This window comes from Pseudomonas sp. NFX183, from assembly GCF_047943075.1.
Classification (GTDB): Bacteria; Pseudomonadota; Gammaproteobacteria; order Pseudomonadales; family Pseudomonadaceae; genus Aquipseudomonas.
In genome coordinates this window covers 1,165,922-1,180,423 of record NZ_CP181333.1, presented here as the reverse complement: position 1 = coordinate 1,180,423, position 14,502 = coordinate 1,165,922, and the positions used below count along the sequence as shown (strand labels likewise).

Here is a 14,502-nt window from a genome sequence, read left to right as displayed (position 1 = left end):
GTTTATGAGGGCTTAGTACACATCCCGGCGATAGCGGCCCTGCTCGATCAGGCGCTCGACTGCTTCGCTGCCCAGCACCTCATGCAGCACCTGGTCCACGCCCGTCGCCATGCCCTGCAAACTGCCGCAGACATAAATGGCGGCGCCGTCCGCCAGCCATCGACGCAGCACGTCCGCCGACTCGCGCAGGCGATCCTGTACGTAGATTTTTTCCTCCTGATCGCGCGAAAACGCCAGGTCCAGCAGGGCCAGATCGCCGCTGGCCAGCCAGCCTTGCAGCTCGTCCTGGCACAGGTAGTCGTGGGCGATATTGCGCTCGCCAAACAGCAGCCAGTTGCGCTGCTGACCAGCGGCAATGCGTGCCTTGAGCAAGCTGCGCAGGCCGGCAAGGCCAGTGCCGTTGCCCAAAAGGATCAGCGGCACTGGCGCCTCAGGCAGATGGAAACCACTGTTGCGACGCACGCGCAGGCTGATGCTTGAGCCGAGGGCGGCGTGTTCGGTGAGCCAGCCGGAACCCAGGCCCAGGCTGCCGTCGGGGTGACGTTCCTGGCGCACGATCAGCTCCAGCACGCCGTCGCTGGCAATCGAGGCGATGGAGTATTCGCGCATGCCCAGGGGCACCAGGGCGTTCACCAGTGCCTGGGCATGCAGGCCGACCAAGTGCGCGCGGTTGTCCGGCAGTTGGCGGGTTGCCAGGGCTTGGTTGAGGGTTTGCGCAAGGCCCTCGATCAACACGCCGTCGCTGCCGGCCAGGCCCAGGCCGGCGAGGAAGTGTTCAATGGCCCACGGGCAATTGCGCGGCAGTATTTCCACCAGGTCGCCGGCCAGCCAGGTGTGTGGCGCAGGCGGTGTGAGGCCGAGCAAGTAGATGTCCGAGCCGACGCTGTCGCGGTTGAGCAGGGTGCGTCGGGTCAGGGTCCAGTTTTCGTACTGGGCGGTCTGCCAGGCGGATGCCGGCGCATGTCCGGTGAGCTGGCCCAGTTGCTGTTGCCAGGTCAGCAGCGCGTCGGTGTCGCCGCTGTCGACTTCCACAGGCGCGAACAACGGGTTGCCGCCTTGATGGGTTAGCCAGAAATGCAGGCGCCGGGCAAAGCCGCAGAAGTGTTCGTACTGGCGGTCACCCAGGGCCAGCACCGAGTAGTTGAGGCCTTTGAGCGACAGGTCCTGGCCGAGCACGCTGCGTTCGAAACCACGGGCGCTGTCGGGCGCTTCGCCGTCGCCGAAGGTGCTGACCACAAACAGTGCATGTTCTGACTCACACAGGTCTTGCTGGCTGACACTGCCCAACGGCTGCACCTTCACCGGCAGGCCGGCGGCCTGTAATTGGCCGGCCGTCTGCCACGCAAGCTGTTCGGCAAAGCCGCTCTGGCTGGCAAAGCCGATCAGCCACGCCGGGGTGTCGCTGTGGTTGGCGCCGAGGCCTTTGCGGGCATCGCGGACCTGGCGCTTTTTGCGGCGGCGGTCGAGGTACAGCAGCCAGCCGGTAATAAAGAACAGCGGCATGCACAGCGCACTGACGGTCAGGATGATGCGGCCTACCAGGCCGAAGTAGCTGCCGGTGTGCAGCGCGTAGACACTGGTGAGCAATTGCGACTTGAAGGTCTTGCTCGCGTAGCGGTCATGGGACTTGATCTCGCCGGTGGCCGGGTCGAGGTTGATCTGGTTCAGCGCGCGGTCATGCGGCGATGTGTTGAGCAGGTAATACACAATGGCCGGCTGCCCGGCGACGGCCGGCATACGGATGTTGTAGGCGCTCAAGCCGGGGCCGGCGTTGGCGTAGATGCTGCTCCAGATTGCGTCGTAGTCGGCCACCGGCGCCGGGCCTTCGGGCGGCGGGCCGCGCTTGCGCATGCGTTCATTTTGCGGGGCGTCGGAGAGCAGTTTGGTCACGCCCTGGTTGTACCAGTCATACGACCAATACAGGCCAGTGAGCGCGGCCAATAGATAAAACAGCAGGCACCAGGTGCCGAACACCGAGTGCAGGTCCCAGTTGAAACTGCGGCCCTTTTTGCGCCAGTCCAGCGTCAGCCAGGCGCGCCAGCTTGCCACCTGGCGCGGCCAGCGCAGGTACAGGCCCGACAGGCAGAAGAACACCAGGATCAGCGTGCAGGCGCCAGTGATTTGCCGGCCGGTATCGCCAGCCGCCAGGAAGCGGTGCAGCTGCAAGATGAAACCGAACACGTCCTGGCCGACGGCGTCGCCCAGGTAGTTGCCGGTGTACGGGTCGAAGTAGCGCATCTGGCCACGCCGTTCGCCCGGCGGTGCGGTGAAGAACACGCGCGCAGCGTTGCCGCTGTCGCTTTCCACCCACAGCATCGACACGGTTTTGCCTTCGGTGGCCTCCAGCTTGCGCACCAGTTCGGCAGGCGGCAGCACGCCGGCTTCGCGTTTTTCGACGCTCAATACGGTCGGATTGAGCGCGCGCAGAATTTCATCCTGAAACGAGACCGTAGCCCCGGTAATCCCCATCAATGCCAGCACCAGCCCGGCGGTAATGCCGAAGAACCAGTGCAACTGGAACAGGGTTTTCTTCAACACGTCGGACCGCCTCGCTCATCTGGATATATAAGTCACGGCGCGCATTATGCCGTGGGCTAACGAGAAATCTTCTGTTTTACACGCAAAAGCCCCACGCATCCGATGCGTGGGGCTTTGGGCCAGAAGTTTGCCGCGTTTAGAAGTGGAAACTGGTGGTCAACAACGCCGTACGACCGGCCGCCTGGTTGGCGAAGTGCGCCGCGTAAGCTTTGTCGTAGTAGGTCTTGTCGGTCAGGTTTTGCACGTTCAATTGCAGGTCGACGTTCTTGGTCAGCTTGTAGCTGGCCATGGCGTCGTAGCGCGTGTAGGACGGCACGTAAACGGTGTTGGCCGCATCGCCGTAAACCTGGTCGACGTAGAACGCGCCGCCGCCGATGGTCAGCTTTGGCGTGATGTCATAGGTGGTCCACAGGCTGAAGGTGTTTTTCGGCGTGTTGGGCATTTGGTTGCCCTGGTTGGAACCGGCAGTGACGACACCCTGGCGGTTGCCGTTTTTGCCGGGGTCAACCAGCTCGCTTTTCAGGTAGCTGTAGCCGGCGAACACTTGCCATTGTTCGGTGAGCTTGCCGCTGGCGGACAGTTCGATGCCGTCCACTCGCGATTCGCCCGCGGTCTCGTAGGTGTTGGAGTCCACCAGAATGCGCGTGTTTTTCTTCTCGGTACGGAAGATCGCGCCGGTCAGGGACAGGCGGTTGTGGAACAGGTCCCACTTGGTGCCCAGTTCGTAGTTGACGGTTTCTTCGGGTTTCAGGTCGCTGGTGTTGATGCCGGTGACGAAGCCGTTGGTTTCCTGGCCTTCGCCGACCATGCCGCCGGCAGGCGATGCCGAGGTGGCGTAGGAGGTGTAGATGCTGCCGTTCTCCAGCGGCTTCCAGACCAGGCCCGCCTGCCAGTTGAAGAACTGGCTGTCGTCCTTGATTTTGCTGCGCCCCGCGGCGGCGTTGGTGTTGGCTTCGGTGTCGAAGGTGTCGTAGCGCAGGCCCAGGTTCAACAGCCATTTCGGGTCCAGCTCAATGGTATCGAACGCGTAGGCGGCGCGGCTGGTGGCCTTGGTGTTGGTGCCGTAGTAGTTGCGCGCGACGCTGCCGGTCCAGGCGTCGTCCGGCGTCGGGTTGCTCAGCGAGGTGCACTGCCCGCCCAGGCTGCCTTTGGCCACGGTGCAGGTCGGGTTGGCGTTCGGGCTGACCGTGTAGCCGCTGACGCGGGTTTCTTCGCCGGTGAATTCCAGGCCGGTGGAGTACGAGTGCTTCATGCCCGCCAGCTGGAAATTGCCGAACAGGTCGGTCTGGTTGGTGGTGGTGTCGGTGGTCGACACTCGCGTGTTGGCACGGCGCCACACGGTGCCGAAACGGCTGACGTTGCGCTGGCTGTCGTCCGGTTGAGTGAGCACGTAGTCCTGGCCGGTGCTGCCATGGCGAAGGGTGTTTTTCAGCGTCATGTTGTCGTTCAGGTCGTGCTCGATGGAGAACGTGCTGATATCGGCGCGGGTCTTGCGGAAGTCGCGGTCCTTCAAGCCGTAGAAGTTGTTGCTGTCGCCGCCATCGGTGGGTTTGTCGTGCCCGTGGGCTGTGGCGGTCGGCGAGCTGTAGCCGTAGGGAATGCCCGAGTCCGGCAGGTCGTTGCTTTCCATGTGGTAGTAGCTGAAGTTGACGCGCGTCGGCGTGCCCAGGCCGAAGGTCAGCGACGGCGCAACACCCCAGCGGTCATAGTCGATGACATCGCGGCCAGCCACGTTCTGCTCGTGGCTCATCAGGTTCAAGCGGAACGCGGCGTTGTCGAGGAACTGGCGGTTCACGTCGAGCACGTAGCGGCGGGTCTGGTCGGAGCCGTAGGTGAAACCGCCGTTGGTGAAGTCGCGCGCCTGTGGCGTTTTGCTCACCAGGTTGATGCTGCCGCCCGCCGAGCCACGACCGCCGAACGAGGAGTTCGGGCCTTTGCTGACTTCAATCGATTCGATGTCGAAGATCTCGCGGCTCTGGCCGCCGGTGTCGCGCACGCCGTCCAGATAAGTGTCGCCCTGGGCATCAAAGCCGCGAATGAACGGACGGTCGCCCTGAGGGTTACCGCCTTCACCGGCACCGAAAGTAATGCCCGGTACAGTGCGCAAGGCGTCCTGCAACGAGGTGGCGGCGGTGTCCTTGAGCACTTGTTGCGGCACCACGGTCACCGAGCGTGGGGTGTCTACCAATGGCGCGGTGTACTTTTGCGAAGCGGCTTTTTCCACCTGGTAGGACGTGTTGTCCTGCTCCTGGCCGGTAATGCTGGTGGCGCCCAGGGAGATGCTGTTGCGCTCGCCTTTCTGTTCGGTGCTCTCGGCCGCTTGCGCCAATTGGGCGGCAGAGCTGGCGCTGAGTGCGACGCCGATGGCCGAAGCCAGCATGCGTGGTGAACTGGCTGGTGTTTTTAGCAGTGTGCGCGACATTGACGTGTCCCTTCCCCAAGGTTGTAAGGCCGCGGAATATAGGGTCAACAAGAGTTTCTATCAATTGCGATACATTACTATTCGCACTGAATTTACATTCTTTACACTTTTTGCTTACGGTTTTTACCAACTCGTTCGTCTCCCGCGTTTTACAGGGCGGATAAGAATCAATACCATTGGCGCCTCTCTGCCTTCAGGTACTGCCCCATGCTGCTGCACATTCCCGGCCTGTTCTCTCGCGAGGAGGTGCTGCGCATTCGCCAAGCCTTGGAAAGCACCGAGTGGGCCGACGGTAAAATCACCGCCGGGCATCAGTCCGCCAAAGCCAAACACAACCTGCAATTGCCCGAAGGCCACCCGCTGGCCAAGGAAATTGGCGCGGCGATGCTTGAGCGTTTGTGGAAAAACCCGCTGTTTATGTCAGCGGCGTTACCGCACAAGGTCTTCCCGCCTTTGCTCAATTGCTACACGGCCGGTGGCAGTTTCGACTTCCATATCGACAACGCCGTGCGCCAGGCGCGGGGCAGCCATGAACGGGTGCGGACCGATCTGTCGTCCACGCTGTTCTTCAGTGATCCAGAGGAATACGACGGCGGCGAGCTTGAGATCCAGGACACCTTCGGCCTGCAGCGGGTCAAACTGCCGGCCGGCGACATGGTGCTGTACCCGGGTTCGAGCCTGCACAAGGTCAACGCCGTAACCCGTGGCGCGCGTTACGCCTCGTTCTTCTGGACCCAAAGCCTGGTGCGTGAAGACAGCCAGCGCACCTTGCTGTTCGAGATGGACGGCGCCATCCAGCAACTGACCCGCGATGTTCCTGACCATCCAGCGCTGATCCAACTCACCGGCACGTACCACAACCTGTTGCGCCGCTGGGTCGAGGTCTGACATGGGCTTTTTATTGCGCCGTGAAGAAGTGCTCAACGTCGAGCAACTGCAAAGCATGCTCGACGATTCCCCGGTGCGCGCCGCCCAGGCGATTTTGATGGCCGCCAAGGAGGGCGTGGTAGACGCCCAGGCCTTGCTGGGACAAATCCTGCTGGAAGGGCGCGGCATTGCGCGCGATGAAGCGCTGGCGCTGCGCTGGTTCCAGATCGCCGCCAACGGCGGGCAGTTGATGGCACGCAATATGGCCGGGCGTTGCCTGGAACATGGCTGGGGCTGCGCCGTCGATGAGGTGGCAGCTGCGCGGGAGTATCGCCTGGCGGCAGAGGCCGGGTTGGATTGGGGCCAGTACAACTATGCCAATTTGCTGGCAACCGGTCGTGGTGTCGACGAAGACCGACCGCGAGCGCTGGGGTTTTATCGGCTGGCTGCAGAGCAGGGCCACGCCAAGTCGATGAACCTGCTGGGGCGTTATTTGGAAGACGGCCACTCTTGCCCGAGGGATTTTGAGGCGGCTGTCGAGTGGTATCGGCGTTCAGCCGAGGGCGGGGATTTTCGCGGGCAGTTCAGCTATGCCGCGATATTGGCTGACCGAGGCCGAATCGACGAGGCATTGGCGTGGCTGCGCAAGGCGCTGGCGGGCGGCAATCTGAAGTTTTTGCGAACGGCTCACACCGCGTTGGCCGCAGCCAGTGATCCGCAGGTCCGGGCGATGGCCGAGGCCTACCAACAGCGCGCCGCGAGCCTGTCCTGACCAAAAAAACCCATGACATGTCATGGGTTTTTTGTGTGCGAATTGCTTACACGTAGTAAGACTTCAACGGCGGGAAGCCATTGAATTCCACAGCGCTATAGCTGGTGGTGTACGCACCGGTCGACAGCCAGTACAGACGGTCACCAATCGCCAGGTTCAGCGGCAGGCCGTACTTGTAGTTTTCGTACATGATGTCGGCGCTGTCGCAGGTAGGGCCGGCGATGACCACTTCTTCCATCTCGCCTTTTTTCTCGGTCCAGATCGGGAACTTGATGGCTTCGTCCATGGTTTCGATCAGGCCGGAGAACTTGCCCACATCGGTGTACACCCAACGCTCGACGGCGGTGCGGGATTTACGCGCCACCAACACCACTTCGCTGACCAGGATGCCGGCGTTGGCGATCAACGAACGGCCTGGTTCCAGGATGATTTCCGGCAGGTCGTCGCCGAAATCTTCCTTGAGGAAGCGGATGATTTCTTCGGCGTAGGTTTCCAGGCTGTTGGTGCGGGTGATGTAGTTGGCCGGGAAGCCACCGCCCATGTTGATCAGCTTCAGATGAATGCCGTCTTCTTCTTTCAGGCGTTCGAAGATCACTTTGACCTTGGCGATCGCCGCGTCCCACACGCTGATGTCGCGCTGCTGCGAGCCGACGTGGAAGGAGATGCCGTATGGCACCAGGCCCAGGTCACGGGCGAGGATCAGCAGGTCCATGGCCATGTCGGTCTGGCAGCCGAATTTGCGCGACAGCGGCCAGTCAGCCGTGGTCGAGCCTTCGGTGAGGATACGCACATAGACTTTCGAGCCCGGCGCGGCCTTGGCGATGTTGCGCAGGTCGGCTTCGGAGTCGGTGGAGAACAGGCGCACGCCCTTCTCGTAGAAGTAGCGGATGTCCTTGGATTTCTTGATGGTGTTGCCGTAGCTGATACGGTCGGGGCTGACGCCACGGTCCATGACCTTGTCCAGCTCGTAGATCGAGGCGATGTCGAAGCTCGAACCCTTGTCTTTCAACAGGTCGATGATCTCGACGGCAGGGTTGGCCTTGACTGCGTAATAAACTTTGGCGAATTCGAAACCGGCGCGCAGGTCATCGTAGGCCTGGCTGATCATCGCGGTGTCGATCACCACGAATGGGGTTTCTTGCTTGTCGGCGAACGCTTTCATTTTGTCAAACGTGGCGCGCGCGAAATAATCTTCGACGTTGATCGACATGCTGGGAACTCCTAAGGGCAAACTAATTTGATCAATGGGTGCAAATGAACGTCCTCCGTATCCCCACTTTGGTTCGCCTACTTCCCAAGGCATGTCGCCGAAAGCAAAAAGGCCACGGGAATCACTGCTTCCCTTGGCCTTGCTGTCTCGTCGTCAGTACTTGAGCCGGATGGATCGTTTCCAGCATGGACGTTCGGCGCGAACTTTAGGACGTGAGGGGCCATAGATCAACTAAAAATGTCGCGTTTTTGCACGCGTTCGTCGCAGGACCTCGTGCAGCTACTTATGTAACCGACCGGTGTGACGGATTGATGTTCCCCGGGAGGGCTAAATCGGCGGGATTTCAGCGAGCAAATGTGGGAGGGGGCTTGCCCCCGATAGGGGTGGATCAGTGACTGATGAAGTGACTGACACACCGTCATCGGGGGCAAGCCCCCTCCCACAGGTTGACCTGGGTTGTTTCAGATCAGGCCAGGGCGGTCTCGGCAGGGGAGACAATACTGGTCTTGCCGCCACGCGACTTACCGGAACTCAGGTACTCGGCAATCGATTCCTGAGTCACTTCACCCAGGAACACACGCTCCGCGTCCATCACCGGCAACCACGAGCGGTTGAACTCGTACATGCGCGACAACAGGATGCGCAAGTGCTCGTCATACGCCGCCGTGGCGTTGAACTCGCGCAAGTACTGGCCGCAGGTACCGGTCTGACGGTGCAGGTCGCGACGTCGTACATAACCCAGCGCCTTGTTCTCGGCACAGGTGACCACCACGTAGCGACGGTCCGTTTCGTCCATCAGCTCCAGGGCCTCGGCCACCGGGGTTTCGGGGCTCACCGACGGGGCGTTGTCCGCCGCGTCCTCGGCTTTCACCAGCAGCAGGCGCTTCAGCGTGCTGTCTTGGCCGACGAAATTGCTCACGAACTCGTCAGCCGGGTGCGCCAGGAGCGTGTCCGGGTGGTCGATCTGCAGCAGCTTGCCGGCGCGGAAGATCGCGATCTTGTCGCCCAGCTTGATCGCTTCGTCGATGTCGTGGCTGACCATGATCACGGTCTTGTTCAGCGCGCGCTGCATCTCGAAGAATTCGTTCTGGATCATCTCGCGGTTGATCGGGTCAACCGCGCCGAACGGCTCGTCCATCAGCAGCAGCGGCGCATCGGCCGCCAACGCACGGATCACGCCGATGCGCTGTTGCTGGCCGCCCGACAGTTCACGCGGGTAGCGATGCAGATACTGCTTGGGCTCCAGCTTGATCATGCTCATCAACTCGCGGGCGCGGTCGTGGCATTTCTGCTTGTCCCAGCCGAGCAGCTTGGGTACGACCACGATGTTTTCCTCGATGGTCATGTTCGGGAACAGGCCGATCTGCTGGATCACATAACCGATGTTGCGACGCAGGGTCACCTCATCCAGGTCGGTGGTGTCTTCGCCGTTGATCAGGATCTTGCCCGAGGTGGGCTTGATCAGGCGGTTGATCATTTTCAGCGTGGTGCTTTTGCCGCAACCCGATGGGCCGAGGAACACGCAAATCTCGCCTTCATTGACGGTCAGGCTTACGTCGTTCACGGCAGATACGGTTTTGCCGTTGCTTTGAAAAGTCTTGGTCAGGTTTTGAAGTTCGATCATTTGAGCAGTCCTTTTGGAGTCAGCGAGCGTTGCAGCCATTGCAGAAGCAGGTCGGCGAAGATGGCCAGAAGACTGACCAGCACGGCGCCAACGATCAGCATCGACATGTCGCTGCGGCTGATGGAAGCCAGAATAAGTACACCCAGGCCACCGGCGCCGATGGTGGCGGCGATGGTCATCACACCAATGTTCATCACCACGGCGGTGCGCACACCGGCGAGGATCACCGGCACGGCGATGGGCAGTTCAACCATGCGCAGGCGCTGGCCGAAGGTCATACCGATGCCTTTGGCGGCTTCGCGGATGCCCGGTTCCACGCCCGTCAGGGCCAGGTAGGTGTTACGCATGATCGGCAGCAGCGAGTAGAGGAACACCGCGGTGATCGCCGGCATCGGCCCCAGGCCCTGGCCGAACTTGGAATAGAACGGCAGCAGCAGGCCGAACAGCGCGATCGACGGCACGGTCAGCAGCACCGTGGCGCTGGCTTGCAGCGGGCCGGCCAGGGTCGGGAAGCGCGTCATCAGCACGCCCAGCGGCACGCCCACGACGATTGCCAGAATGACGGCAATGCCGACCAGGGTGATGTGCTGCCAGGTCAGGTGCAGGACCTGGGCCCAATCAAGATGGGAAAAGGCGTTCAGAAATTCCATGTCTTCTCCTCTTATTGGCTTATGGGATGTTGGCGCAGGAAGTCTGCGGCCACGGCGGACGGGCTTTCATGGTCAACGTCGACCCGCGCGTTCAGCTGGCGCATGGTTGCGTCGTCGAACAGCGCGGCCAGCGGTTTCAGGTCAGCGGCCAGTTCAGGGTGAGCGTTGAGATAATCCTGACGCACCACCGGCGCAGCGGTGTAGTCCGGGAAGTAGTGTTTGTCGTCTTCCAGCAGCTTCAATTTGAAGGCATTCAGGCGACCGTCGGTGGTGTAGACCAACCCGGCAAACACCTGGCCATTACGCAGCGCGGTGTAGACCAGGCCGGCATCCATCTGCCGGGTGTTTTTGCGGGTCAGGTTCATGTCATACAGCTTGACCATGCCGGCCATGCCGTCGGAACGGTTGGCGAACTCGGTGTCCAAGGCCACCAGGCGCGTGCCTTTGGTTTTCTCGGCCAGGGCTTGGGTCAGGTCGCTGATGCTGTTGATCTGCGGGAATTCCTTGGCCACGTTTTCCGGCAACGCCAATGCGTAGGTGTTGCTGAATTTCGACGGGGAGAGCCAGACCAGGCCTTTTTTCGCATCGAGTTCTTTAACTCGGGCGTAGGACTGTTCGCTGTCGAGCTTCTCGTCCACATGGTTGTAGGCCACCAGCGACACGCCGGTGTATTCCCAGATCAGGTCCAGTTGCCCGCTTTCCTGGGCACTGCGCGCCAGGTTGCTGCCCAGGCCGCCGGTCACGCGGGTGTCGTAACCCTTGGTGCGCAGGTACTGGGAGGTGATTTCGGCGAGCAGGGTCTGTTCGGTGAACACTCGGGCGCCGATGCGGATCACCGGTTTTTCAGCGGCTTGCGCAAAACCTGCGAACAGCAGGACGCAGCTCAATATCAATGTCAGTTTTTTCATGTGAATTCCTTTGCCAAGCCTTAAGACGGACGCAACCCGCGTTCCAGCCAGAGGCGGCTGGCCATGGTCACCAGACCGTCAAGCAGCAATGCCAGCAGCGCGGTGCACGCGGCGCCGAGCAGCAGTTGCGGCTGATTGTTCAGGGCGATGCCGGGGAAGATCAGGCTGCCCAGGCTGTTGGCACCAATCAGGAACGCCAGCGGTGCGGTGCCGACGTTGATCGCCAGGGCCACGCGCACACCGCCGATGATGATCGGCACGGCGTTGGGCAATTCCACGCGAAACAGCACCTGGCGCGGCGTCATGCCGATGCCGGTGGCGGCTTCTTTCAGTGAGCCTTGAACGTTTTTGAGGCCTTCGTAGGTGTTGCGCACAATGGGCAGCAACGAGGCGAGGAACAACGCGAAGATGGCCGGGCCACTGCCGATGCCGAGGACGCCGAGGGCGATGGCCAGTACGGCCAGGGGAGGGACGGTGTTGCCGATGTTGAAGATCTGCATGAAACGTTCTGCGCGCCCGACCATGTTCGGTCGGCTGAGCAGGATACCGGCGGGGATGCCTACAACGAGGGCAGCCAGCATGGAGACAAGAACGAGGATCAAGTGTGCTTGCAGGTAAAACAACAAATCGTCGCGGTACAGTTCGATCGTGTTGATGCCGATCCAGTGGACCAGCAGGGCCAGGAGAGCGACGACAACCGCTCCTCCTATCAGCCCTTTGCCATAGCGAATAGCCACAGGCGGACTCCTTTTTTTCTTTTGTCGGCGAACACATTTCCGAGCGGCAATGCCATTCCTGGCTGTCGGCGAATGAGTTCGCGAAAAGCAGCTCGCCGATACCGGCAACGCGGTATGCGATCAAGCCATGAGCGCAGCCTCGTCAGGCTAACTTGCTGATTTTTCAGCCCCTGGTACGAGTGCGGTAGCAGGGGAGTGGACGTCTCTACCTTTTAAAAGGTTCCACACTTGGCAGCATTTAGCCACCCCCAATCGGGTGAACGGTGGTCTGGCTCCCTGGGTTTGCGCTATACTCGCCGCCCTTTTTTGACTCACCTGCCAGGCGATTTCCCATGACCCACCAGGCCGCCGAAGTCGCGAAACGCCGCACTTTCGCCATTATTTCCCACCCCGATGCCGGTAAAACCACCATCACCGAGAAGCTCCTGCTGATGGGCAAGGCAATCGCAGTGGCCGGCACGGTGAAATCCCGCAAATCCGACCGCCATGCCACCTCCGACTGGATGGAAATGGAAAAACAACGGGGTATTTCCATTACCACGTCGGTCATGCAGTTCCCGTATCGCGACCACATGGTCAACCTGCTCGACACCCCGGGCCACGAAGACTTCTCCGAAGACACCTACCGCACCCTGACCGCGGTGGACTCGGCCTTGATGGTCCTCGACGGCGGTAAGGGCGTTGAGCCACGTACCATTGCGCTGATGGACGTGTGCCGCCTGCGTGACACGCCAATCGTCAGCTTCATCAACAAACTCGACCGCGATATTCGCGACCCGATCGAGTTGCTCGATGAAATCGAAGCGGTCCTGAAGATCAAGGCTGCGCCGATCACCTGGCCGATTGGTTGCTACCGCGACTTCAAGGGCGTGTACCACCTGGCCGACGACTACATCATCGTTTACACCGCTGGCCACGGCCACGAGCGCACCGATGTGAAAATCATCGAGAAGCTCGACTCCGACGAAGCCCGCGCCCACCTGGGTGACGAGTACGACCGCTTTGTTGATCAACTGGAGCTGGTGCAGGGCGCCTGCCATGAGTTCAATCAGCAGGAATTCCTCGACGGCCAGCTGACCCCGGTGTTCTTCGGTACTGCGTTGGGCAACTTCGGTGTCGACCACGTACTCGACGCCGTCGTGAACTGGGCGCCGAAGCCTCTGGCCCGGGTTGCCAATGAGCGCACCGTGGAACCGGTCGAAGAGAAATTCACCGGCTTTGTGTTCAAGATCCAGGCGAACATGGACCCCAAGCACCGCGACCGTATCGCCTTCATGCGTATCTGCTCCGGCAAATACGAAAAAGGCATGAAGATGCGCCACGTGCGCACCGGCAAGGACCTGCGCATCGGCGATGCCCTGACGTTCTTCTCCTCCGAGCGTGAACAGCTCGAAGAAGCCTACGCCGGCGACATCATCGGCTTGCACAACCACGGCACCATCCAGATCGGTGACACCTTCACCGAGGGCGAAGTGCTGGGCTTCACCGGTATCCCGCACTTCGCCCCGGAACTGTTCCGCCGCGTACGCCTGCGCGACCCGCTCAAATCCAAGCAACTGCGCCAGGGCCTGCAGCAATTGGCGGAAGAGGGTGCCACCCAGGTGTTTTTCCCCGAGCGCAGCAACGACATCATCCTTGGCGCCGTCGGCGTGTTGCAGTTCGATGTGGTCGCCAGCCGCCTGAAAGAGGAATACAAGGTTGAATGCTCCTACGAGCCAATCACCGTGTACTCCGCGCGCTGGATCGATTGCAGCGATAAGAAGAAGCTGGAAGAGTTCTCCAACAAGGCTGTGGAAAACCTGGCAGTGGACGGCGGCGGTCACCTGACCTACCTGGCCCCGACCCGCGTGAACCTGGCATTGATGGAAGAGCGCTGGCCGGATGTGAAATTCCGCGCGACGCGTGAGCACCATTAAGGTCTGAGCGGTAAAAAAAGGGCGAAGCTGTCATGGCTTCGCCCTTTTTTGTGGGCGCGCCGCTGACTCAATGTGGCAAGCCAGCTCCCACATTTGATCCTCATCTGTCAGCGGCATTGGCGAGAAGTCCGCATCCGGTCTAGCGTTTCAACTACTTCACCCAATCAGCGACGGATCAGGAGGCGACCTTGCGTATAACTCAACGCGCCATTCATGTGGTGCTGCTGGGGGCCTTGGGGCTGTCCACTGCTTTGGCTCACACCGCGGCGCTGGCGGATGCCGGAACCCCCCAGTGGAAGGACACCGGCCCCGTCAGCAAAAAAAAGCAAAAGGAAGTCAACTCCGGCAGTTGGCAACCCCAAGCCCAACCCGCGCCGAAGGAAGACGCAGAAAACCCTTATAACGAAGGCGAGGACAGCGACACCTACGACGATGGCGACACCTGAAGCCTGGCGCAAACCCGGCATTGGGACTAGCTTCTAACCTGGCGACGGTAAAACGCTGTCGTGCAGGATTCATCTACTGACTGGACGGAAATCGACCATGAGTATTTTTCAACGTGTAGTGCTGTTGATAAAAGTGCTGGTGCTGTTGTCGTTGGGGATGTCGACGGCCTGGGCGCATAACCCGGTGCAGGGCAGTCAGACGGGCTTTTCGGCGGTGCAGACAGTGCAGGGCAAGGGCCTGCAACTGGCCAAGTCGGAAGCCGAACCAGGCGATGAGGACCAAGGCGGTTCCAAGGATGATGACGACCAGCAAGCCCCGGATGACGATGATAGCGATCAAGGTGACAGTGATACCTGATTCGGCCTGAAGCACGGCCCCTCCCGTCAGGTATGCACCGCCTGACGGGAGGGC

General features: G+C 60.9%; 12 protein-coding genes. 5 read left to right on the top strand and 7 right to left on the bottom strand.

The features are described from left to right. Positions 1 to 12 precede the first annotated feature (12 nt). Together ACM530_RS05595 and ACM530_RS05590 are read right to left on the bottom strand one after the other, a co-directional pair. A complete protein-coding gene (locus tag ACM530_RS05595) occupies positions 13 to 2,538 on the bottom strand; it encodes a PepSY domain-containing protein (RefSeq protein WP_416364402.1) in 2,526 nt (841 codons plus the stop codon). Positions 2,539 to 2,674: 136 nt separating this feature from the next. Continuing rightward, positions 2,675 to 4,960: a TonB-dependent receptor gene (locus tag ACM530_RS05590; RefSeq protein WP_369302580.1), complete on the bottom strand. Its 2,286-nt coding sequence runs from the start codon at positions 4,958 to 4,960 to the stop codon at positions 2,675 to 2,677. A gap of 207 nt (positions 4,961 to 5,167) precedes the next feature. Here ACM530_RS05590 and ACM530_RS05585 point away from each other — a divergent pair, with 207 nt between their 5' ends. Together ACM530_RS05585 and ACM530_RS05580 are read left to right on the top strand one after the other, a co-directional pair. Next, complete coding sequence (locus ACM530_RS05585; protein ID WP_369302581.1) at positions 5,168 to 5,848, top strand: Fe2+-dependent dioxygenase; 681 nt, start codon at positions 5,168 to 5,170, stop codon at positions 5,846 to 5,848. Position 5,849: 1 nt separating this feature from the next. Further along, positions 5,850 to 6,599: a tetratricopeptide repeat protein gene (locus tag ACM530_RS05580; protein WP_416364401.1), complete on the top strand. Its 750-nt coding sequence runs from the start codon at positions 5,850 to 5,852 to the stop codon at positions 6,597 to 6,599. 46 nt (positions 6,600 to 6,645) lie between these two features. Here the strand turns inward: ACM530_RS05580 and ACM530_RS05575 are convergent, their stop codons facing one another. The 5 genes from ACM530_RS05575 to ACM530_RS05555 form a co-directional block, all read right to left on the bottom strand. Beyond that, the gene (locus ACM530_RS05575) at positions 6,646 to 7,809 is read right to left on the bottom strand and encodes a type III PLP-dependent enzyme (RefSeq protein WP_053254366.1); all 1,164 of its coding nucleotides are present in this window, start codon (positions 7,807 to 7,809) and stop codon (positions 6,646 to 6,648) included. Positions 7,810 to 8,275: 466 nt separating this feature from the next. After that, on the bottom strand, positions 8,276 to 9,433 hold the full coding sequence (locus tag ACM530_RS05570; protein WP_053131666.1) for a betaine/proline/choline family ABC transporter ATP-binding protein: 1,158 nt from the start codon (positions 9,431 to 9,433) through the stop codon (positions 8,276 to 8,278). Beyond that, positions 9,430 to 10,083: an ABC transporter permease gene (locus ACM530_RS05565; protein WP_027604864.1), complete on the bottom strand. Its 654-nt coding sequence runs from the start codon at positions 10,081 to 10,083 to the stop codon at positions 9,430 to 9,432. The genes ACM530_RS05570 and ACM530_RS05565 overlap by 4 nt, the downstream gene beginning before the upstream one ends. 11 nt (positions 10,084 to 10,094) lie before the next feature. Then, positions 10,095 to 10,991, bottom strand: coding sequence for a glycine betaine ABC transporter substrate-binding protein (locus ACM530_RS05560; protein WP_145165257.1), 897 nt, complete (start codon positions 10,989 to 10,991; stop codon positions 10,095 to 10,097). A 20-nt stretch (positions 10,992 to 11,011) separates the two neighbouring features. Beyond that, a complete protein-coding gene (locus tag ACM530_RS05555) occupies positions 11,012 to 11,728 on the bottom strand; it encodes an ABC transporter permease (protein ID WP_025856261.1) in 717 nt (238 codons plus the stop codon). A 332-nt stretch (positions 11,729 to 12,060) separates the two neighbouring features. Between ACM530_RS05555 and ACM530_RS05550 the strand changes: the two genes are divergently transcribed. From ACM530_RS05550 to ACM530_RS05540, 3 genes are all read left to right on the top strand, one after another. Next, a complete protein-coding gene (locus tag ACM530_RS05550; protein ID WP_145165255.1) occupies positions 12,061 to 13,644 on the top strand; it encodes a peptide chain release factor 3 in 1,584 nt (527 codons plus the stop codon). Between the two features lie 188 nt (positions 13,645 to 13,832). Beyond that, on the top strand, positions 13,833 to 14,090 hold the full coding sequence (locus ACM530_RS05545) for a hypothetical protein (RefSeq protein WP_145165253.1): 258 nt from the start codon (positions 13,833 to 13,835) through the stop codon (positions 14,088 to 14,090). A 97-nt stretch (positions 14,091 to 14,187) separates the two neighbouring features. Beyond that, positions 14,188 to 14,448 carry a hypothetical protein gene (locus tag ACM530_RS05540; RefSeq protein ID WP_404486875.1) on the top strand — a complete coding sequence of 87 codons (261 nt, stop codon included), beginning with the start codon at positions 14,188 to 14,190 and terminating at the stop codon, positions 14,446 to 14,448. The last annotated feature ends 54 nt before the right edge of the window (positions 14,449 to 14,502 follow it).

Excerpts from the sequence above, each read along its gene's own strand:
- ACM530_RS05585 (WP_369302581.1), top strand. The coding sequence starts at position 5,168 with ATGCTGCTGCACATTCCCGGCCTGTTCTCTCGCGAGGAGGTGCTGCGC.
- ACM530_RS05570 (WP_053131666.1), bottom strand. The coding sequence starts at position 9,433 with ATGATCGAACTTCAAAACCTGACCAAGACTTTTCAAAGCAACGGCAAA.
- ACM530_RS05590 (WP_369302580.1), bottom strand. The coding sequence starts at position 4,960 with ATGTCGCGCACACTGCTAAAAACACCAGCCAGTTCACCACGCATGCTG.
- ACM530_RS05550 (WP_145165255.1), top strand. The coding sequence starts at position 12,061 with ATGACCCACCAGGCCGCCGAAGTCGCGAAACGCCGCACTTTCGCCATT.
- ACM530_RS05565 (WP_027604864.1), bottom strand. The coding sequence starts at position 10,083 with ATGGAATTTCTGAACGCCTTTTCCCATCTTGATTGGGCCCAGGTCCTG.
- ACM530_RS05540 (WP_404486875.1), top strand. The coding sequence starts at position 14,188 with ATGAGTATTTTTCAACGTGTAGTGCTGTTGATAAAAGTGCTGGTGCTG.
- ACM530_RS05580 (WP_416364401.1), top strand. The coding sequence starts at position 5,850 with ATGGGCTTTTTATTGCGCCGTGAAGAAGTGCTCAACGTCGAGCAACTG.
- ACM530_RS05575 (WP_053254366.1), bottom strand. The coding sequence starts at position 7,809 with ATGTCGATCAACGTCGAAGATTATTTCGCGCGCGCCACGTTTGACAAA.
- ACM530_RS05560 (WP_145165257.1), bottom strand. The coding sequence starts at position 10,991 with ATGAAAAAACTGACATTGATATTGAGCTGCGTCCTGCTGTTCGCAGGT.